This window comes from Sunxiuqinia elliptica, assembly GCF_900113005.1.
In the GTDB taxonomy this organism is placed as follows: domain Bacteria; phylum Bacteroidota; class Bacteroidia; order Bacteroidales; family Prolixibacteraceae; genus Sunxiuqinia; species Sunxiuqinia elliptica.
Genome location: NZ_FONW01000011.1, coordinates 85,655 through 107,794 on the forward strand (window position 1 = coordinate 85,655; position 22,140 = coordinate 107,794).

The following is a 22,140-nucleotide window of genomic DNA, read 5'->3' on the forward strand; positions in this document are numbered from 1 at the left end:
TTAATACATTACAAATTCAACGATAATAAAAAGAGCTAACAAAAGTAAGGAATAGATTAAGTGCCTGAAACAATTCTGGTATTTTGTTATGCCGATGTTAAGGGATTGCTTCACCACTACGGCCAAAAATAATTTTTCAAAAAGATAGGCCACCACCGTAGCATAAGCCACTCCGACAATGCCCCAAAGCTGAACAAACCACAAGCTCAAACACACATTCAACAATAATTCTCCAGCCGAAGCCCAAGCGATCATCCTCGTTTTTTGCAAACCAATCAAAATGGTTTGAGGAAACAACAAACGACTTATAGTTAACAAGATATACACATTAAAAATCGTGGCACTAGCTGCAAAACCCGCATTAAAAACTACCGGAAAAAGAGCATGACTACACAGCAACATCACTGCAGAAAGCGGAAACAACACATTGCTTAACCGCAGTGACTCGCTCTTGATTCGACTTAAGTTCTCTACTAATCGTCCCTTATCCGAAAACTCCGGCAACAAAGCGTTACTAAACGCATTGGCCAGCAAAACGACCAAAGGGAGCTCACGCGCACCATATCGAAATACGGCAAATGTTGCCTCATCAAAATAAGAAGTCACAATAAAGCCATCAACATATTGTGCTGAACCACTCAGCAAAGCCGAAAAAATTAAAGGCAAAGCAACTTGCCAATGTTTTTGCATGAATGAAGCCGAATACCGATTCTCCCCAGCCCGCAAAAGCAACACCAGCAAATAGCCATAGCGACCGACAGCAACTCCTAGCAAACCATATAAAGACCACTGAATATCGAATCCGATTACCGGAGGAAGGCTCACTAAAATCAGCATCAACAAAAAACTGATGACTCCGTACCTCAAAATCCGTCCGGGCTGTTTTTTTAGCAAAAAGAAGTACTCAACCAAATTGGCAGGGACACTAAAAAACAGATATGCCAACAACAATGGCAGATAAGGACCAGTTGCTTCTCCAAGAAGTTGCTCACCAAACAAACGACTTCCCAGTGCTAAAGCGATTATTACCAACACACTTAAAGCACTGATCAATAAAAAAGCGTTAAAAATCGGAGAGGCATGATCCTCTCGCGACTCGTTAGCAATTGAAAGTAAACTTCGGATTAATCCATTCAACCAGAAAAAGCTCACACCTCCTGCCAAGAACAAAAATTGTTCGTACTCGCCAATTGCTTCAGTACTTAACTGCGTTTTGGTAAAAATAATCCCAATCAAGATGAAGGTTCCAAAGCGCATCAACTGAAACAACTGCAAAGAAGAGATGGAAGTCAGTTTCAAATTCATTGACCAAATCTAAAACATAAATAGCAAACGCCAAACAACAAAACCCGCTTCATCCTTATCTGTCCTGAGGCTTAAAACCGACAATTTACTACGATAAATACGACCAAAAAAAAGAGCCATCATAAATGACAGCTCTCTTCTCATAGCTCTTAACATCCTCCCTGGACGGTCTTTTTCTTTTTTCTTTTAATGATTGGTGGTTTTGCAGCGGGCACATCGACTTCGGCTGCAGGGGCAATCGCTCCTCCTCCCCCCAAGGCAGAGCTGGCTGCTTTTCTGAAATCGTAGCGGGCAAGTTCTTCATTTGGACTTGTTTCAGCCGGTTTTTGTGGATTCATGATGGTTTCCACCCAAAAATTAAGTCCGCCTCGCAACACATAGTTGTTCTTATACCCCAACTGTCGGGCAATCATCCATGCCTCATTGGCTGCCGTTGAACCATTCGAGTAAAATACATTCAATTTAATATCCTGATTCAGGTAATATTCGTAATCCTCAGAAAGCAGATTTTCCAGTGGAACATTGATCGCACCGGGCAAGCTGAATTTCTCAAACTCGGCGCTGCTACGCACATCAATCAATTGCAGCGACGGATCTTTCTGAATTAACATATCGGCCACCTGATCAGGATGAACAAACTGCTGATCAGTCTTAAGTTCGTTTAAAAGTTGTTCTGCCGTCAATTTGTACGGCTTGGTGGTGTTTTCCGGGACTGCAGCAATAATCAGCCCTAACGGAATAATAACACTTGCTAATATCAATCTTGGTCTCATCTTCTTTAATTTTAAGTTTCAGTTTTCATTCAAACTTCAAACAATCCAACTAACGTTGATTGATTTCATAGTCTTCACGGGCAAATTTCTTTTCCGCCCATTCACCAACCCAAAACATTCCCAACGCCACTAAAGCAATCAGGAAAGCCAGCAATCCACGAGAGATATTTAACCAATCGCTAAGCAGTGGACTTCCCATGAACTTGGCTTTGTAAAAATTCTCCCATAACGGATAGCCTTCCATGAAAATCAAAATCCCAATAAAAATTCCGCCAATAAAAGCCAAGGCATCTAACTTCCCGATAGCAGCTGCACAAAATGACGTTCCCGGACAATAACCGCCCAGTATAAATCCTGCTCCCATTACAACGCCTCCGCCAATGGCTGACCACAAGAAGGTCGGGTTGATATAAATAAAGCTCAGGTCGATCCAACCAAACAAGCTCATAAACAACAAGCCAATGCTTGCCGTAACGGCCGCAGTGAAAAATACTTTCAACACCGTTGTGTCGTATCCATAAAACATCCCCGCCAGCCGGCGGCTTGATGAAAAGCCATTGGACTCAAGTACAAAGCCAAAGCCAATTCCAATAAAAAAGGCTATAAGTAAATTCGTATTTGCTGAAATTATTTCGTTTACAATTAGTGGTCCCATAATTTAATTTTTTACTGTTAATTGATTTCTGATTAATCAACACCTACAGCCAGAGTTTGCGGGCAAAATAGGCCAATCCGAAAGCTGTCCCGAAAATTGCAGCCATTGTTACAAAACCGCCAACCGACAAGACCGACATTCCGGTAAGTGCAGAACCACTGGTACACCCACGTCCCAACTGCGAACCAAAACCAAACAAAATTCCACCGATTACCGCAAAAACAATCCGTACTTTATTGGTCACATTCGGTCCTTTTTCAACTTTAAAGTTCAACCTTCCGGCCAAAGCACCTGACAAAAAGCCACCAACCAGAACCCCCAGCATCTCAAAAACCAACCAGGACTTTAGCGGGTGTTCATGCCCTGCCAAATATTCCTTATAAAAAGCCGTATTCTCGGTATGCTCAGGAGCAACAACCTGCATACCGGCTACCAATACTGATTTTGGGGCTCCACTGGCTCCCAATCCACGTCCTGACACCCAAAAGGCAACAATCAAAACCAGCCCCAGCAAAACACCACCGAGGTATGGATTCATGTATTTTCTTGCTTCTTTCATTCGTTTATATTTTTAGTTTTTTTTTCGTTTTATCCTCTAATATCAATAGAGCCAACGGCTCATCTGCCCGGCATAGGCGATAATAAATCGAAGCATCAGACTTCCAAACAAAACCAAAGCAACCGGCAATACCACCGGAATTTTTTTGTGCCGAAGCTCCAAAAATTCAAGTAATGCTGGTACTAACATGCCCAGTACCACTACAAAAATCCAGAACGGAGCTGTGTACTGGCCACCTAAAAACATATTGACCGCGTCAATTTGTACCTGAGTACTCGCTTTAAAGCCCATAAACATGTGAATGATCAAAAAGAGTTCGATCACAATCAGCAAAATATCGATCCGGGCAAAAAGAAGCCGCTCTTCTTTTGAGCGTGCAAACAGAATGATGGTTGCTGCTCCTGCCGATAAACCTGAGGCTAAAAACAACGGTCCCAAAATCGAAGTGTTCCATAACGGCCGAGCATTAAATGCTGAAAACAAGATTCCGGTATAAATTCCCAGAATAACCGACAATACAATTGTCACCCAAGCCAATGCCAGTTTATTTTTCAGAAAAAATGCATTCAGATCTTTCAGAATAACATTCTTCCATTCCCACTTTGGGAAATACTCCTGGATATGAATGGCCACCCAAATCACGGAAATCGGGGTGATTCCCATTAAAGTCCAGGCTCCCCACGACATGGGCGATTGCAGCTTGATGGTGGTGTACAGTTGCCAGAAATACAGTTTGTGTCTCAAATCAAGAAACAAAGCTGCCAATCCGATTACCAAAAGGAAAGGTACAATAATTGGTGCCCGACGAACAGCTCCTGCATATTTACTCTCCATACCCAGAATGACGTACAAGGCAGCAAAAAACAAAATACCTGCAGCCAAACCACCCAAAAACAGGTAAAGCGGAATGTGCCAATGCCAAATTTCCAAGTGAGGATCAATGTTCGGGTTCATGCGCCCGCTGGTTATTAGTTCTTCTCTCATCTGTTTGGATTTAAATTAGGTAGTAAACCTGTGGTTTCGTTCCGGCTTCCGGAATCAAGGTTTTATATTTTCTCTTCTTCAATACATTGGAGACATCACTATTCGGATCATCCAAATCGCCAAAGTACATGCATTTGGTAGGACACACGGCCACACAGGCCGGTTGCTGTCCCTGCTTAATCCGATGGTCGCAGAAAGTACATTTATCCACATAGCCATCGGGGTGAGAATAACGCGCATCATACGGACAGCTGGCGATACAAGCGCCACATCCGATACATTTGTGAGGCGTAACTTTCACGATTCCTCCTTCGATGTAGTGACTAGCTCCCGTTGGGCAACAGCGCACACATGGTGAGTTATCACAATGATTGCATCGTTCCGAGCGAATTTCAATTTCCAACTGAGGATAAGTTCCATCGGTTACTTCAACGATCCAGTCGCGACAATACCCGATGGGAACATTATTCTCGGTCTGGCAGGCCACCACACAGTCGCCACAACCAACACACTTCTTGGTATCAATAGCCATTGCATATCTCATGATTTCACCTCACTTTCTTTCTCAAAACGAAAAGTCACAAAATTGCCCCGCATACCGGTTCCGCCCATAATGGGGTCAACCAGCACCCGTGTGATTAATTGCGAATCACTAGCCCCTTTTCCAAAGGCCCGGCTAAGCTTTTTATTGGCATGCCCAAAGCCATGAACCATGTAAACCGAATCAAAACGCGTACGTTCTGTCACCCGCACTTTGATTGGAAAATCAGACACGACTCCATCCTGATTCTCCAAATAAACCGGTTGTCCATTTTTCAAGCCCCATTCTTTGGCAACCTTCGGGTTCACCCAAAGGGTATTTTCATCCATCAAGTCTGTTAGATTTGGATTATTTGAAGTTCGGCTGAAAGTATGCTGTGGCGCCCGCCCATAATTCAAGTGATAATACCCAGCTGGTGGTTCCATATGTGGCGTATATTTAGGCATTGGGTCGAAGCCTTCGGCTGCCAAAGCCGTGGAATACAACTCTATTTTACCCGTATTTGTATTGAATTCAATCTCTTCACCATCCCGGAAATACAGGGCACCATACTCGCGCGGTAGATTTTTAACACCAATCCGTTTCATTTCCTCCAGCGAAGAACCAACTTCTTTCAACTGCCAGTCCAGCATTTCTTCCATGCTGTTCCAGGCAAAATAATCACCCAACCCCATTTTATCAGCTAGTTTTTTAGCCATCCAGTAAGCTGGTTTGGTATTGTATTTCGGCTCTGCCGCAGGCATACGTAATGCGATATTAGGTTCCCGCCCCTGAACAACGCGCAAATCATCCCAACGCTCCAGGTAAGTACATTCAGGCAAAACCACATCTGCATACCCCGTAATTTCCATTGGCATGGTGTCAACGACCACCATAAAATCCAGGTTTTGGATTGCCTCAATTGTTTTCCTTTGATCTGGCAAAGTCATGATCAGGTTGGTTCCGTTTACAATCCACGCTTTGATACTGCAATTCAAATCAGGAGAGGGAATCGTGGCATCACACACACCGGAAGCCAAAGCTAAATCAGCCAGTTTGTATTTTCCTCCCATCGCATCGCGCCAGGTACGTTGTGGCTTAGGAAACTCAGGATGTGGATAACTTGGAACCGATGCTTTCTCTGGCACATAAAAACCTCCCCGGCGTCCCCAAGAGCCTAGCAAAGCATTAAGAATTGCCACAGCGCGTAAACGCTGCGTATCATCTCCATACCAGGTAACATGTCGTCCGGGATGAATTATAACAGAAGGAGCTGCATTGGCCATTTCCCGGGCTGTTTCCCGAATCACCTCTGGTTTAATTGTCGTAATTCCGTATGCCCACTCCGGCGTATAGTTTTTAACATGCGCTTTCAGCAAATCAAGACCATAAGTATAACGCTCGACATAATCCTTATCATACCACTCATTCTCGATAATCTCATGAATCCAGGTTAACAGCAAGGCAATGTCGGTAGCGGGCTTAATGGGTAACCAAAATTTAGATTTACTGGCCACCGTTGAAAAACGAGGGTCAACCGTGATAATAGAAGCTCCTTTGTCGATGGCATCAGACATTTCCTGCACTTGTCCATTGTGCATATTCTCCCCCAGGTGAGAACCGATCAACACCAGGCAGCGTGTATCCCGAATATCCGTTGGCTCCGGAGAGTTCAAGCCTTCTCCAAAGGTTGCTATAAACCCGACTTCACGTGGACCTCGGCATTGTGCATAAGATGGCGCCGCAATATTGGTTGAGCCAAAAGCTTTCAGCAAGGTACCAAAATAATGCCCCCCAGAACCGTGGGTTAACAAGGCTGTACACTCAGCTCCATGCTCTTCCTTCACCTTTTGCAAGCCTTTTGCAACAACATCAAGCGCCTCATCCCACGAGGCTTCCCTAAAAGTTTGCTTCCCATCTTTTCCTTTCACCCGAATCAATGGATTTTTCAGGCGATCTTCATCATAATACATCCCTACTCCACCCGTTCCGCGTGGACAAAGCCTTCCATTGCAATTCGAATCATTATCATTCCCTACAACTTTTTGAATTGCTCCCTCCTGGTTTTTATAAACCCAGCCAGCACACTTCCAAAAACAAACTTCACAATAAGTTGGAGTCCGTTGACTACTTAAAGGACCAAAATCGCCAAGTTCGGTTTGGGAGTAAGGCGGAATTGCAGAACGCAATTGCTGAGCACCAAAGATTAGTCCGGCAGCACTTAAAGAGGAAATTTTTATAAAATCACGACGTTTTTGTGCCATCTCTTTAGAATTTTAGTTACACAAACATACAGAATTCTCCATATCGAAATATGTCGGAATATCAATATATCGATACGCTTCGATATGAGGGAAATAATCCCCCGCTACATCAATCTATAAATTACTGTATTCCAAGCTAAAAAGAAATGACAAGTCTTTATTTAGACTTACTACAAATAAAACGTAGGTTCAATTTAAATCTATTCTAAGAAAATTAACGGGATTTTAAATCGGAAGGATGATTCAGGTTACCAAACAGCTTGGGCAACTGCTTCAACAAGTCAGTGACATCAACAAAAGAAACGGGTAGCTCTAGGAATACTTGCTGCAGCTTCAAGCTCCCCTTCAAAATATGAGTCTCTAACTGCGGCACCAAGCGATTATGGTACATCGCAGCCATGGGTTCAATGCCTCGCTCATGTATAGGAATCACCCCACTGGTATCAGTTTGCTTGCTTATTAACAGCTCAATAAATTCCGGAGTCAAAAATGGCATATCACAACCAAGCACCAAACTCCACTCATTTTTTGCCTCTTTTAAGGAGGCATGCAAGCCGCCAATTGGTCCAAAATTGGGATATTGATCCGCCACCAACTTCAAACCAAAATTTTCGTATCCTGGTTGGTTTATACTAATCAATAATTCATCACAATAGGGATTCAACAAGTCAATCGCATACTCAACCATCCTTTTCCCCTGAAAATCAACCAATCCCTTATCCTGCCCCATTCTTGAGCTCTTACCTCCTGCCAATATGATTCCTGATAGCGCCATTTTTTTAATGAAAATTTTTATTCAAAAATGTCATTTTTTTATTTGAGAAGAAATAAAAATGTTATATTTGCACCCGCTTTGCATAACCAAAGCAATACGGTGGTTGTAGCTCAGCCGGTTAGAGCACTGGATTGTGGTTCCAGGGGTCGTGGGTTCGAATCCCATCATCCACCCAACAAAAAGCTTCACTCAATCTTGAGTGAAGCTTTTTTATTTCCAGCAAGTTAGCCTTTTTTATCATTCTTTCACAATCGAGAAGATTGAAAAAAATTCACGAAACAAGTTCCCGTTTCGCCCGTCTTTCGGCCAACTGTCGCCATTTCCTCAACACAAAAGGATACAAAAAGACAGCTGACAACACAATAGCCGTCCCGGCATAAAAGCCTGCCGACATATATTCTGAATCCTTAAAGATGAAATAAGCCATTACAATGCCATAAACAGGCTCCATATTAATCGTTAACACCACAACATAGGCTGATAGTTCCTTCATGACCTCAACTGATACTACGTAGGCATAGGCCGTACAAACGATACCCAAAATAAGTAACCAAGCCCAGTCAATAGCACTTGCCACCGGAAGTCCCGAAGCAAAACCTCCGGAAAGAAGCATAAAAACCGTAATTCCAATAAATCCACTTCCCATCTCATAAAAGCTGATCACATCCGGACGGTACTTCCCAATGAAAGTCTTATTGAGCACTGTAAATAATCCAGCTAGAAAAGCTGAAGTCAGTGCCGTTATAATTCCCCATTTGTATTGAAACTCGAATTGAAAAATCAGGTATAAGCCCATAATCATCACCAACCCAATAATCAGTTCAAACCAAACAAACCGGCGTCGGGTGATCAAAGGCTCCAGAATACTGGTAAACAAAGTTGTTGAAGCCAAACAGCCCAGGGTAACTGAAACATTGGAAATTTTCACTGCGTGAAAAAAGGTGATCCAATGAAAGGCAACCACAAGCCCAACTCCAAAAAAACGAACAATCGCCTCTTTAGGATAAGCAATTGATCGTTTCTTCCATCCCAGATAAACACCTAAAGCCAGAAAAGCAATCAACATCCGATACCAAACCATTTCAACGGCTGGCAAAACAATTAACTTCCCAAGAATGGCTGTAAATCCGTAAATAAAAACAACCATGTGCAGTTTTAGGTGACTTTTTATATGTGCATTCATCGTAATCTTCGTAACAAGGTATTATTTGATTAATCTCTCATTTCAACTAGTTAAAAGCGCTTTCTGAGTAGCCCTTACTCAACGCAAAACAGCCCCGCAATATAATAAATTGCAAGGCTGTCTTTTATCGAGATAAAATTGGTATTACTTCAATCCACGTTTCTCCAGTAAATATTCTGTTGAAGGATCCTGACCACGGAAGTTACGGTAAATCGTCATTCCTTCGTCAGAGCCTGATTTGGCTAATAAGGTACGAAATTTAGCGGCCAATTCAGGATTAAACAGATCGCCTGACTCTTTAAATGCAGCAAAGGCATCCGTATCCAATACGCCTGCCCAGATATACACATAATAACCAGCAGAATAACCACCAGCGAAAATATGTGAGAAATAAGTACTCCGATAGCGAGGAATGATTTCATCAATCAAACCAAAACGATCCATCGATGTTTTCTCAAAAGCCAACACATCACCATTAAATGGTTGTGTGTGCCAATCCATATCCAACAGAGAAGCTGCCAAATACTCAACAGTAGCAAATCCTTGATTGAAATGTCCGCTATTCACCAGCTTTTGAACTAGTGCATCAGGAATAGCTTCTCCTGTTTGGTAGTGTTTAGCATAGACTTTTAACACTTCAGGCTCGGCAGCCCAATTCTCCATAATCTGAGATGGAAGTTCCACAAAGTCACGTGGCACACGACCTGCAGTCCTGCGGTATGGACCATCTGTGAACAGTCCGTGTAGAGCATGTCCAAACTCATGGAAGAACGTTTGCACTTCATCAAAGTTCAACAAGGCTGGGGCATCTCCTGCCGGACGAGTAAAGTTACACACGATTGAAGTTACCGGATAAATCTTTTTACCTTCTTCATAGGCCTGACGACGATAACCAGTATTCCATGCACCAACTCGTTTTCCATCGCGCGGATGGAAGTCCATGTACAAAACACCAACATGCGAACCATCAGCTTCTTTTACTTCCCAAGCTTCAGCCTCGGGGTGATAAACCGGAATATCTTCACGACGTTCGAACTGAATCCCGTAAAGTTGGTTACAAACGTAGAAAACACCTTCACGAACGTTATCTAAGCTAAAATAAGGCTTGATCTCTGATTCATCCAAGTCATATTTTTCTTTGCGTAGTTTTTCAGCATAGTACCACCAGTCCCATGACTTCAACTCAAATTTACCACCTTCGCGGTTAATGATGGCCTGCATTTCATCACGCTCTTTTTTGGCAACCTCCAAAGCTGGGGTCCAAAGTTTTTGCAAGAAGTCATATACATTTTCAGGCGTTTTAGCCATGTTGTTGTCAATAATGTATGCAGCATGATTGGTGTAGCCCAAAAGCTTTGCTCTTTCATCGCGCAACTCAACCATTTTGGCCAACACCTCTTTGTTGTCGAATTCATTATCGTTATTTCCACGCATGAAATAGCCACGATAAATCTCCTCACGCAAATCGCGGTTATCTGCATATTGCAAAAATGGAATCAGACTTGGCTTTTGCAGAGTGAAAACCCACTTTCCACTCATTTCTGCTTTTTCAGCTTCTTCAGCCGCTGCAGCAACAACACCCTCTGGCAAACCACTCAAGTCAGCCTCATCTTCAATAACCAAACGGAAGTTTTTATTGGTTTCGGCCAACAGGTTCTCGCCAAATTTCAAGCTAAGATTAGATAACTCCTGGTTTAACCCACGAAGTTTTTCTTGATCTTCAGCTGACAAATTAGCTCCATTGCGCTCAAAATCTTTGTAGAATTTTTCAACCAAACGCAATTGCTCATGATTTAAGTTAAGGCTCGCGCGCTTATCATAAACTGCTTTTACACGCTTAAACAAAGCCGAATTCAGCATGATGTTATCGCTGTGTGCAGTTACTTTCGGAGTAATTTCACGGGCTAAAGCCTGCATGTCTGGATTGGTATTCGCCGAATTCAGGTTAGAAAAAACAGTCGTCACCCGATTAAGCAAAATACCTGAATGATCCAGTGCTAAAATCGTATTTTCAAAAGTAGGGTCTTCTGCATTTGAGGTAATTGCTTCAATCTCCTCTTGCTGTTGCTCAATGCCTTCAGCAACAGCTGGCAGATAATGTTCAATTTCAATCTCATTAAACGGAGGAACCTCGAAAGGCGTCTCATAAGGCTTCAAAAATGGATTTGTCATAGCAGTTTTTGTCTCTTTTGATGAATTACACGAAACAAATAAAGCCAGAGCCAGGATTAAAACCGGACTAATTTTTTTCATGTTCTAATGGGTTATTTTTTGAATATTTGGGGTGAAAAATAACAAAAACAATGACTGTTTTTACTGATAAATGTTAGAATATTGCCAAAACAGCTCATTCGATAAACAAGGAGTCGCATTTCCCAATGCATAGCAGCTCATTGATATATCAGTAATCTCCTGCTCCAAGCGCCTAGTTATACAACGAGAATCCATTGCAGCCTAGATTCATTGAGAAGAAAAATCCAATTAAGATGATATGGAAAAAGATTCCATGACTATATTTGCGCCCGTTTTAACCTCCTCTAAAACTATTTTACAAAAATTAGTAATTGAAAAGTAAAATTAATTATCCTTAATACTTTTTAATACTACAGAACAACAATGCATATTATGTTTGCAATAGATTATCTTTTGATTCTGAAGGGTTCGATGAAGCAGGGCTAGATCATCTTTATGTATTAACACTTTTCAATTCCCAAAACATGAATAAAATCTTTACACTACTCTTTTTAAGTCTACTATCGGGAGTTTCCTTTGCCCAAACAGTTACCCTTAGAGGCTACACTTCCGACCGTTCAAGTGGAGAACATCTCATCAATGCATCGGTTTATAGCTCCGAAAAATTGATCGGAACGATCTCAAACAATTATGGTTTCTACAGTTTGACCCTACCAACCGGGAAGCACACCCTCTCCTGCTCTTATGTTGGCTACCAAGCGCAAACCATTGAACTTAACCTGGCGACTGACACCGTGATCAACTTTCAACTGTCCGCACAGCAGGAGTTGGAAGAAATTACCATTATCGGGCAACAAGGCGAAAGCAAGCTGGCCAGCTCCCAAATGAGTAGAGAAAACATCACCATGGACAAAGTTAAAAGCTTGCCTGCCTTTCTGGGTGAAGCAGATATCATTAAAACAATTCAGCTGCTTCCCGGCGTACAATCGGGAACCGAAGGCGCAAGTGGTCTGTACGTTCGCGGAGGAGGACCAGATCAAAATCTAATTTTATTGGATGATGTGCCGATTTACAACGCCAACCATCTTTTTGGTTTCTTTTCGGTTTTCAATCCTGATGCGATTAAGTCCGTATCACTCTACAAAGGTGGATTTCCAGCCCGCTTTGGAGGTCGCTTATCATCGGTTGTCGATATCCGGATGAAAGATGGCAATAGCCAAAAGCTACACGGAAACTTCTCCATTGGACTCATCTCTTCTAAACTTAACTTAGAAGGACCATTGGTAAAAGATAAAACCACCTTCAACTTTTCAGCCCGTCGAACTTACGCTGATCTCATTGCCCGTCCTCTCATCAAAGCAAGTTCTGAGGGAGAAGAAGGCGGAGGTTATTTCTTTCATGACTTAAACATGAAAATAACTCATAAATTTTCGGACAGAAGCAAGCTCTACCTGAGTGCCTACACCGGGAAAGACCGCGCATCTTCAAAATATGACTATACCTCAAACTGGGACAACGAATCATGGAGACACAATGATCGCTTTCATCTTGACTGGGGAAACACCACAACAGCCCTTCGATGGAACTACCTGATAACAAATAAGCTTTTTGCAAACACAACACTGACCTATAGCAATTATGTGTTTGACATTGAAGAAAGAACCTCATCCTTAAACCTGTCGACTGCCGAAAAAGGAGATAGCTATCAGCTTAATTACAAATCGGGAATTGAGGACTTGGGAGCCAAAATTGATTTTGACTATTACCCCAACCCACAACATCGAGTAAAATTTGGAGCAAGCTATACCAATCACACCTTCAAACCGGGAATCATGGTCCACAAAGAAAAAGCAGACTACACTTCCCCAATCGACACCACCTACGGAAACGCCAACATCACCGCACATGAGCTCTATGCTTACATCGAAGACAACATCGAAATTTCTCCAATTTTTTCGGTCAATGTTGGCTTGCACGCTTCAGCTTTTGGTGTAGAAGGAAAAATGTATGGTTCCATTCAACCTCGCCTATCTGCCAAATACATGGCCAATGACCGATTGGCCATCAAAGCTGCCTACTCAAAAATGGATCAATACATTCACTTGCTTTCAACGGCAACCATCGAACTTCCAACCGATCTTTGGCTACCCACCACCAAGCGAATCAGACCACAACACTCCCACCAATTTGCCTTGGGAGCAGTTTATCAAGTCAAAAAAGGAATTGAACTTAGCGCAGAAGGCTTCTACAAAACCATGGACAACCTTCTGGAATACAAAGAAGGCGCCTCTTTTATTGGGGTCTCAACAGGCTGGGAGGACAAAGTAGAAATGGGCAAAGGCTGGTCATACGGAGCCGAACTCCTGCTACAGAAAACAACCGGAAAAACGACAGGTTGGCTCGGCTACACGCTGTCATGGTCCGATCGTCAATTTGAAAATATCAATTGGGGAGAAAAGTTTAGCGCCCGATACGATCGTCGACACGACCTGAGCTTTGTGATGACTCACCGCTTTTCGGATCGCTTTGACATTGGGTTTACTTGGGTATATGGCACCGGAAATGCCGTGACCATTCCCACCCAAAAAGTCATCAGTCCTCAAATTCCCAATACCCCCTACATAACTGGAGGCTATGAATATTATGGCGAGCGAAATAACTATCGAATGCCTGCTTATCACCGCATGGATATTGGCTTTAACTTTCACAAGCAAAAAAAACACGGCATCAGAACCTGGAATGTTAGCCTGTACAATGCTTACTCCCGACAAAATCCATTCTTTGTTTATTTCGATAATGAACAAACCTACACAAGCAGCCGAAAAGTTTTGAAACAATTCAGCCTTTTCCCAATCATCCCATCTATTTCGTACAGTTTCAAATTTTAAACCGTTTATCATGAAAAATATTCCACTAATTTTTACTTGTTTGCTTATTGTCCTGGGATGGAGCTCTTGTACAAAAACCATCGATTTTCAGGAAGCCGAAAACGAACAACAACTCATCATTAACGGAATTTTAACCCCCGACAGCACCTTTAAAATTATGCTGGTCAAAAGCCAGTCAATACTCGAATCTTCTGGCTATCCCGTTGTTTCCGGTGCTCAGGTAACACTGAAGGAAGACGGAACGGAACTAGGGCAAGCAATTGAAAAGAATGGATACTATACCATTCCTGATTTCCGTCCTCAGGCCGGAAAAACCTATCAACTTGATGTCCAGAGTGGATCAAAAAACCTGACCACTGAAACCTATATCCCAACATCCGCAAAAATCACCTCAGTGGACACAACAACCAACAAGGGACAATGGGGCCATAAACGCAAACAATTTGACCTAACGTTTGAAGATCAACCAGGAGATGATTTCTACCGGATTCTTCTTGTCCAAGAGCTCCTGTACACGATGCAAATTAAGCCAGACTCCATGGTTTATATGCTAAGCCGAAGCACCCAATATATTTTGTCTGAAGATCCGGTTTTTAACAGTTTGTACAACAACATTGACAACGAAACCTTAGATATGGGACCTGAAAATAATTACCAAATTTTCCCTGACCTATACTTTAACAACAAGCAATACAATGTCAAATTTGAAGTGTATGATTCTTATCGAAACAACGATATACTCTATCAGAAATCAACGGTCCATCTTCAAAAACTATCAAAAGACCTTTTCAACTTTTTAAAGTACCTCAACCTACACAACTACTACCGTGATGAGCCATTCTCGGAACCAGTGCCGGTTTATTCCAACATCGAAAATGGAACAGGCATATTTGCGGGAGTTAATGATGAAGCCCAAGTAAGCTTCAAAGAAATCTTCATTCCACACTCTATGGATACCATTGAAGTCGTGGAAGCTCCGGACTATGGCTACGGCGGTTATTATGGTGGTTATTGAAAGTTTCTATCACTTCAAAAAACCAGAAAAACTGCTCCTCAAGAAAAAACCAGTCTCTGGCTATTTCCGGCTTTGCCTCCGCACAAAAAATGCTTACTTTTGTCGGATTCTATAAAAGACTGATTTTCTCAAACTCAGTGTTAAAGCAAAACGATTATGAAGATTTCCTACAATTGGTTGAAAGACTATATAGCTACAGACTTGACACCTCAACAACTGGAAGAGGTGTTGACTCAAACCGGACTCGAGATTGGCGGCATCGAAGAAGTTGAAAGCATCAAAGGTGGACTCCGCGGATTGGTAATCGGCGAAGTGTTGACTTGTGAAAAACATGCAAACTCAGATCACCTGAGTAAAACAACGGTCAATGTGGGAACTGATGAAATCCTTCCAATTGTTTGTGGCGCACCAAATGTCGCTGCTGGTCAAAAGGTCGTTATTGCAACAGTAGGAACAAAATTATACAGCGGAGATGAAGAGTTTGTTATCAAGCGATCAAAAATCCGAGGTGAAGAATCAAAAGGAATGATCTGCGCTGAAGACGAGATTGGCTTGGGTGCTAGCCATGACGGCATCATGGTATTACCTGCCGATGCTGTTGTTGGAACTCCAGCCAGTGAATATTTCAAGGTTGAATCAGACTTTGCCATTGAGGTGGACCTGACGCCAAACCGGATTGATGGCGCATCGCACATTGGTGTTGCCCGCGATTTGGCTGCCTACTTGAAACAAGAACAAGAGATTGCCTACACCAAGCCTTCTGTTGATTCATTCAAAACAGATGACCATGCGCTGGAAATTCCTGTTGAAGTAGGTACTCCAGAAGCTTGTCCTCGCTATGCTGGCGTTACCCTAACAGGAATTAAAATTGAGGAATCTCCTGAATGGCTTCAGAACCGATTAAAAGCAATTGGCTTAAATCCAATTAACAATGTGGTTGACATCACCAACTACGTTCTTTTTGAAACTGGCCAACCGCTTCATGCATTTGATGCAGCAGAAATCAAAGGAAATAAAATTGAAGTGAAAACACTAGCTGCTGGCACCAAGTTCACCACGCTGGACGAAAGTGAACGTGAGCTACACGAAGACGACCTGATGATTTGCAATGCAGAATCGGGCATGTGTATTGCTGGTGTTTTTGGAGGAATTCAATCAGGCGTTAAAGACAGCACAACAAGTATTTTCCTTGAGTCTGCTTGTTTTGATCCTGTTTACGTACGGAAAACAGCTCGCCGCCACGGATTGAACACAGATGCTTCGTTCCGTTTTGAACGCGGCACCGATCCTAACGGAGTTATTTATGCGCTGAAACGTGCTGCCCTTTTAATTAAAGAAATTGCCGGAGGAAAAATCTCATCCGACATTATTGATATTTACCCAACACCGATTGAGGATTTCAAAGTAGAATTGAGCTATTCCAACGTTAAGCGCCTTATCGGAAAAGATTTGGGTGCAGAACGCATCAAGTTAATCCTTGAAGGACTGGAAATTAAAATTGACCAGGAAACCGAAAACGGGCTTTCACTTTCAGTTCCTCCTTACCGTGTTGACGTAAGGCGCGAAGCAGACGTGGTTGAAGAAATTCTTCGAATCTACGGCTACAACAATATTGAAATTCCAGCATTGGTTAATGCCTCTTTACAATACTCAGACCCACACGACCCGGTAAAAATCAGGAACCTGATGGCTGAAATGCTAACAGCCCAAGGATTCAACGAAATCTGGTCAAACTCATTAACCAAAGCATCGTATTACGAAAATGGCGAAACCTACAAAGATCAGCATACAGTAAAACTGTTTAACCCGCTGAGTAATGATTTGGGCGTTATGCGCCAAACGCTTCTTTACGGAGGCTTGGAAGCAATTGCCTACAATGCCAATCGCCAAAATCCAAACTTGAGATTTTATGAATTTGGCAACTGCTATTTCCACAACAATACGGATTACAAAGACGACATCATTAAAAATTACCGGGAAGAAGAGCACTTAGCCCTTTTTGTTACCGGCCAAAAAGAAAAAGAAAACTGGACCAATAAGGAATCAGAAAGTACTTTCTTTCAACTAAAAACTTACGTTGAAAACTTGTTGGTTCGCATGGGTCTAAGAGCTCAAAACCTAAAGATTGACAGCTTCAACAATGAACTTCTATCTGAAGGTTTGGTTTATGCGACTCGTGACGGCAAAACCATTGTAAAATTTGGCATCGTTCATCCAAAGCTGCGCAAGCATTTTGATATTGATAACTTGGTTTACTATGCTGATTTATATATGGACAACATTATTCTTGAACAGAAGAATAATCAAACCCTTTACAGCGAACTTCCAAAGTATCCTGAAGTAAAAAGAGATTTGGCCCTTCTGGTAAACCAATCACTTCAGTTCGGCGAAATTCGTGACTTGGCATTCAAGGTTGAGAAGAAACTGCTTCGTGCAGTTGACCTGTTCGATGTTTACGAAGGCAACGGGGTTCCTGATGGCAAAAAATCGTATGCTGTTAGTTTCACCCTTCGAGATGATGAAAAAACGCTCAAGGACAAACAGATCGATAAGATCATGCAAAAATTGATCTTCCAGTTTGAAAAGGAATTTGAGGCAAAACTAAGATAAAAGCAAAAGCCATCAGGAACTTCCCGATGGCTTTTTTGTTTCAGTATCTTTCAAGGGGAGCATTAGCACCCGACAGCGTTGCTATACCTTGAGATAATGAACAACAAAAAGCAATAATCAAAACAAGCAATGAGTACAAATCGAAAAGGAATAATGTATGCCATCATCACTGCTTTCTTGTGGGGATTTTTGGCGATTGTCCTCAAAGTAGCTGTTCAAGAAGTTGCACCACAAACAGTCGTTTGGTTCCGATTTGCCATTGCTTTCACCCTATTACTAGGCTGGCAAGCAACAAAACATCCCCAAAGCCTGAAAATACTAATCCGCCCGCCACTCATGCTCGTTTTTGCAGCCATGGCACTTTCATGGAATTACCTCGGATTTATGCTGGGAATTCATTACACCAGCCCGGGAAATGCTCAGCTTGTTATTCAAACCGGCCCAATTTTACTAGCACTTGCCGGGGTCGTTTTCTTCAAAGAACAAATTCGCAAAACACAACTTTGGGGATTCGCCTTGGCCGCAGTAGGGTTTATTTTCTTTTACAGCCAACAAATCAAACTGATGGTCGGCGAAGAAGCGGAATACAATATGGGCATGCTGCTGACCTTTAGTGGAGCTTTGGCTTGGACCACCTATGCTGTTCTTCAAAAACAATTGGTTCTCAAACATACTGCAGGTGCTTTAAATCTGTTTTTGTTTGGCTTCCCCACCCTGGCTTATCTCCCATTTGTTGATTTCAGCCCACTCTTAAATCTCAGCTGGGAGTGGTGGTTGATTCTTCTTTTTCTCGGACTTAACACCCTGATTGCTTACGGTAGCTTAGCCCAGGCACTAAAATATACCCAAGCCAACAAAGTCAGCATCATCATCATTCTAAATCCGACGATTACCTTTTTAACGATGGGTTTACTCAATTGGCTGGATGTATCCTGGATTGAAGCCGAACGTTTTTCAATTCTGTCTTTATTGGGAGCACTAACCATCCTTGCAGGAGCAGTACTGGTTGTCAGCAAAAAACGAACTATAAAATCGGGCAAGTCAGTCGCTTAAGTCGCCCTAAAAACTTCACAAATAGGGGAATTCTGTCCACAGTTTTGCAATTCGAAAGGAAATCTTTAAACCACAATCAACAAAACGACTTTATTCCTAAGACACACAAACTGCGCCAATCAGTCAAATGCAGACTTATCCGATTTTATTTTGGCAAGGTTTTTCCATTGGTTAAGGATGATTAAAACAGGAGGTACAATGGAAAAGAAAGATACAAACACAGATTTACTCTCCAGGCTGCTAAGTAAACGCTGGAGTCCTCGCCAATTTGATGATCAACAAATCTCAAAAAAGACCATTTCTCAGATTTTTGATGCGGGTAAAACAAGCATGTCCTGTTTCAACGAACAGCCTTGGCGAGTAATTCTCGCGAGCAAAGATGATCCGCACTACAATAAGCTTTTTGAGTGCTTAACACCTGGCAATCAACAATGGGTACAAACCGCTCCTCTTTTAGGAGTCGTGTTGGTCAAAAAACACTTCACTAAAAAAGACAAAGAAAACCGACACCGCTTCTATGACGCAGGCGCATTTATGGCTTTCTCGACACTCAAAGCCGTTAGCCTAGGCCTGTTTGTTCACCAGATGGCAGGTTTTTCGGTCGAAAAAGTTCACCAAAACTTTCCAATCCCCGATGAGTTTGAGGCCATAACCTGCTTCGTCATCGGTCATGCAGCCAATCTTAATTCACTTTCGAAGGAACAAAGGGAGCAAGAACAAAAACGCACACCGCGCAAGCCTGTCAATCATTTTCTCTTTGGTGCTAACTGGGACGAATCCTATCTCGATGCCAGTCATATTAGTTCAGATTAATCTTATAAAGCAACGAACACCATGAAACATTTAAATAATCAATACAGCACGCTTGTTGAAGCTCTAAATGAATTGGCCAAACGAGGCTTCACCCACAACTTTAGAATTGACGACCGAGGGTTGATTACTGAAAAATCCGATCAAGTGATTCTTCCAAAGCAAGTAACACTTCAGGAATTTCATCGTTTTGAAGGAATGACGAATCCATCTGACATGAGCATTGTCTATGCGATTGAGACAAATTCAGGCTTAAAAGGAACAATTGTGGATTCATACGGAGCCAGTGGCTCTGAACAAATCTCCGAATTTATGAATCAAGTTATCCAAAAGCAGTTTGATTAAACCTTTAAAGCATCAAAGGAAGGAGCTTGACAATAAAAGAACGAGAGAAACAATTAATTTCAATATGCTACAAAATACCTTTACATTCTGATTATGAAGAAGTAATTAGGCTATATTTGAACAAAAATCATCTCGCATGAACAAAGTTCTAATATTCCTATTAACCATTACCAGCATTAGCTGCTCTTCTGATCCCAATGGGAAAATCATTACCGTTTCAGGACTCATTTCTCCAGCCCAACTAGGAACGACCTTAGCGCACGAACATGTTTTAGTCGATTTCTCAGGAGCAGCCAACTACACCCCAGAAAACTACAACCAACAAGAAGCCTTCGACTGGATTCTTCCGGAATTGCTAAAACTAAAAGCTCATGGTGTGCAAACGTTAATCGAATGCACCCCTAACCATGTTGGTAGAGATGTCGTTCTGCTAAAACAACTGACCGAAAAAAGCGGCATTACTTTGATTACAAACACCGGCTTTTACGGAGCACAAAACAACAAATTTATTCCAGTCCATGTGATTGACATGTCAGCAGAAGCAATTGCTACCTTTTTTATTGCTGAGTTTGAGCAAGGCATTGAAGGCTCGGGCGTCAAACCCGGATTTATCAAGATTGCCGTTAACCGCAAACCGCTTTCTGAGTTCCATGCCAAGCTGGTACGAGCCGCCGCTATTGCCCATCGAGCCACCGGACTCACCATCATGTCGCATACCGGCCCAGCCACACCTGCCTTTCAGCAACTTGAAATTTTAAGCGAAGAAGGTGTTGCTCCATCTGCTTTTATCTGGACACATGCCAGTGATGAAAAAGACTGGCACAAACTTGTTGAAGCAGCCCGCCTTGGAGCATGGATTTCAATTGATAAGTTTGGCTGGAACGCTTCTCTTTTAAACGGAGAACTGCTTCTTTACTTAAAGAACGAGGGCGTATTGGACAAAATTCTGATTTCGCATGATGCCGGATGGTATGATCCCAACAAGCCCGACCATCCCTTTAAAAGTTATACCCCCATTTTTGAAACACTGATTCCCAACCTTAAGGTGAAAGGATTTAGTGCTTCCGAAATTAAACAGTTGCTAGTCAAAAATCCAGCGCGAGCATTTACGGTCGAAAAGCGTACGTTATAACAAGCTGTTTCCATAGTCGCTAGTTGTCACTTCCCTCGTAAAAAAACCCGCGAGACGAATTAAGGAATGATTAAAATTGGCTGCCAGCTCCGTAGTGCGGCCTTCAATCCAATAGACTATGCCTAGCTTTACCCACCAAATAAAGAATACATGTGGGTACTACTGGCTCTGCTTTCTGCATTCCTTCTCGGAATCTATGATGTTTTAAAGAAAATCTCGGTGAATAACAATGCCGTTATGATGGTGCTGTTATTCTCGACTCTTACCGGTGCATTGTTATTTGTACCTCCGGTTGTTGGTTCGGTATTCTTCCCAGATTTTTTCCAATCGATCAACCTTTACGTTCCCACAATATCCGTACACGAACATCTCCTGATCTTGGTAAAAACACTCTTGGTGCTTTCAAGTTGGATCCTGGCTTTTACCGCAATGAAGCATCTACCAATAACCATCGTCACCCCCATCCGGGCAACAGGCCCCATCTGGACCTTGATTGGAGCTATTCTAATCTTCAACGAACAACTGAACCTGATGCAGTGGCTCGGAATTCTAACGACGCTTATCTTCTTCTACTTACTTTCAACCGCAGGCAAGCTCGAAGGAATCAATTTTCGGAAGAATGCCTGGGTGTTTTTCATTATTGGCGGCACCTTGCTCGGGGCAGCCAGTGGATTGTATGATAAGTTTATCATCCGGAAGATTGACCGGCTAGCTGTTCAGGCTTGGTTTTCATTTTACCAGGTAATCGTCATGCTTCCAATTGTTGCACTTTTTCGATGGACCAAACCTCCTCGCAAACGCACTCCTTTCTCCTGGCGATGGAGTATTCCTGCCATCGGATTATTTCTGGTTTTAGCTGATTTTGCCTATTTTTATGCATTGAGTTACGAGGGCTCTATGATTGCAGTCATTTCGGCTCTACGACGTGGTGGTGTATTGGTTGCCTTTGCAATGGGAGCCTTGCTTTTTCATGAGCGCAACATACGCCAAAAAGGAATCTACTTGGCTGGAATTTTGGCCGGCATTCTCTTGATTAGCTTTGGCAGCTAATTGCTACAACATTCAAGAAAAACAAC

Annotated in this window: 18 protein-coding genes and 1 tRNA gene; 9 read left to right on the top strand and 10 right to left on the bottom strand. The window is 42.4% G+C overall.

All coding sequences use genetic code 11. The features are described from left to right. From BM156_RS16930 to BM156_RS16965, 8 genes are all read right to left on the bottom strand, one after another. Window positions 1–1,305: a lipopolysaccharide biosynthesis protein gene (locus tag BM156_RS16930; protein ID WP_093921090.1), complete on the bottom strand. Its 1,305-nt coding sequence runs from the start codon at window positions 1,303–1,305 to the stop codon at window positions 1–3. A gap of 149 nt (window positions 1,306–1,454) precedes the next feature. After that, a complete protein-coding gene (locus tag BM156_RS16935) occupies window positions 1,455–2,078 on the bottom strand; it encodes a rhodanese-like domain-containing protein (RefSeq protein ID WP_093921091.1) in 624 nt (207 codons plus the stop codon). 49 nt (window positions 2,079–2,127) lie between these two features. Further along, window positions 2,128–2,733: a YeeE/YedE thiosulfate transporter family protein gene (locus BM156_RS16940; RefSeq protein WP_093921092.1), complete on the bottom strand. Its 606-nt coding sequence runs from the start codon at window positions 2,731–2,733 to the stop codon at window positions 2,128–2,130. A gap of 43 nt (window positions 2,734–2,776) precedes the next feature. Further along, on the bottom strand, window positions 2,777–3,292 hold the full coding sequence (locus tag BM156_RS16945; RefSeq protein ID WP_093921093.1) for a YeeE/YedE thiosulfate transporter family protein: 516 nt from the start codon (window positions 3,290–3,292) through the stop codon (window positions 2,777–2,779). 42 nt (window positions 3,293–3,334) lie between these two features. Then, window positions 3,335–4,276 carry an NrfD/PsrC family molybdoenzyme membrane anchor subunit gene (nrfD, locus tag BM156_RS16950; protein WP_093921094.1) on the bottom strand — a complete coding sequence of 314 codons (942 nt, stop codon included), beginning with the start codon at window positions 4,274–4,276 and terminating at the stop codon, window positions 3,335–3,337. Between the two features lie 10 nt (window positions 4,277–4,286). Beyond that, window positions 4,287–4,820, bottom strand: a complete 534-nt coding sequence (locus BM156_RS16955) for a 4Fe-4S dicluster domain-containing protein (protein WP_170846993.1) — start codon at window positions 4,818–4,820, stop codon at window positions 4,287–4,289. Next, window positions 4,817–7,060 (bottom strand): molybdopterin-containing oxidoreductase family protein, encoded by a 2,244-nt coding sequence (locus BM156_RS16960; RefSeq protein ID WP_093921096.1) that lies wholly within the window; start codon window positions 7,058–7,060, stop codon window positions 4,817–4,819. Before BM156_RS16960 ends, BM156_RS16955 begins: the two co-directional genes overlap by 4 nt. 214 nt (window positions 7,061–7,274) lie before the next feature. Next, a complete protein-coding gene (locus tag BM156_RS16965) occupies window positions 7,275–7,835 on the bottom strand; it encodes a molybdenum cofactor guanylyltransferase (RefSeq protein WP_093921097.1) in 561 nt (186 codons plus the stop codon). A gap of 99 nt (window positions 7,836–7,934) precedes the next feature. On the opposite strand from BM156_RS16965, the gene BM156_RS16970 reads away from it, so the two are divergent. Beyond that, window positions 7,935–8,008, top strand: a tRNA-His gene (locus BM156_RS16970). A 98-nt stretch (window positions 8,009–8,106) separates the two neighbouring features. Here BM156_RS16970 and BM156_RS16975 read toward each other — a convergent pair. After that, complete coding sequence (locus BM156_RS16975; protein ID WP_093921098.1) at window positions 8,107–9,018, bottom strand: DMT family transporter; 912 nt, start codon at window positions 9,016–9,018, stop codon at window positions 8,107–8,109. A gap of 144 nt (window positions 9,019–9,162) precedes the next feature. Next, the gene (locus tag BM156_RS16980; protein WP_093921099.1) at window positions 9,163–11,271 is read right to left on the bottom strand and encodes a M3 family metallopeptidase; all 2,109 of its coding nucleotides are present in this window, start codon (window positions 11,269–11,271) and stop codon (window positions 9,163–9,165) included. A gap of 464 nt (window positions 11,272–11,735) precedes the next feature. Here BM156_RS16980 and BM156_RS16985 point away from each other — a divergent pair, with 464 nt between their 5' ends. The 8 genes from BM156_RS16985 (at window position 11,736) to BM156_RS17020 (ending at window position 22,114) form a co-directional block, all read left to right on the top strand. Continuing rightward, the gene (locus BM156_RS16985) at window positions 11,736–14,099 is read left to right on the top strand and encodes a TonB-dependent receptor (RefSeq protein WP_093921100.1); all 2,364 of its coding nucleotides are present in this window, start codon (window positions 11,736–11,738) and stop codon (window positions 14,097–14,099) included. Between the two features lie 10 nt (window positions 14,100–14,109). After that, the gene (locus tag BM156_RS16990) at window positions 14,110–15,114 is read left to right on the top strand and encodes a DUF4249 domain-containing protein (RefSeq protein WP_093921101.1); all 1,005 of its coding nucleotides are present in this window, start codon (window positions 14,110–14,112) and stop codon (window positions 15,112–15,114) included. Between the two features lie 156 nt (window positions 15,115–15,270). After that, window positions 15,271–17,724, top strand: a complete 2,454-nt coding sequence (pheT, locus tag BM156_RS16995; RefSeq protein ID WP_093921102.1) for a phenylalanine--tRNA ligase subunit beta — start codon at window positions 15,271–15,273, stop codon at window positions 17,722–17,724. Between the two features lie 129 nt (window positions 17,725–17,853). Further along, on the top strand, window positions 17,854–18,777 hold the full coding sequence (locus BM156_RS17000; RefSeq protein WP_093921103.1) for a DMT family transporter: 924 nt from the start codon (window positions 17,854–17,856) through the stop codon (window positions 18,775–18,777). Window positions 18,778–18,975: 198 nt separating this feature from the next. Next, window positions 18,976–19,590: a nitroreductase family protein gene (locus BM156_RS17005; RefSeq protein ID WP_170846994.1), complete on the top strand. Its 615-nt coding sequence runs from the start codon at window positions 18,976–18,978 to the stop codon at window positions 19,588–19,590. A gap of 21 nt (window positions 19,591–19,611) precedes the next feature. Then, window positions 19,612–19,932 (top strand): hypothetical protein, encoded by a 321-nt coding sequence (locus BM156_RS17010; protein WP_212733547.1) that lies wholly within the window; start codon window positions 19,612–19,614, stop codon window positions 19,930–19,932. A gap of 136 nt (window positions 19,933–20,068) precedes the next feature. Next, window positions 20,069–21,064 (top strand): phosphotriesterase family protein, encoded by a 996-nt coding sequence (locus BM156_RS17015; RefSeq protein ID WP_093921105.1) that lies wholly within the window; start codon window positions 20,069–20,071, stop codon window positions 21,062–21,064. A gap of 150 nt (window positions 21,065–21,214) precedes the next feature. After that, window positions 21,215–22,114: a DMT family transporter gene (locus BM156_RS17020; RefSeq protein WP_093921106.1), complete on the top strand. Its 900-nt coding sequence runs from the start codon at window positions 21,215–21,217 to the stop codon at window positions 22,112–22,114. Window positions 22,115–22,140 lie beyond the last annotated feature (26 nt).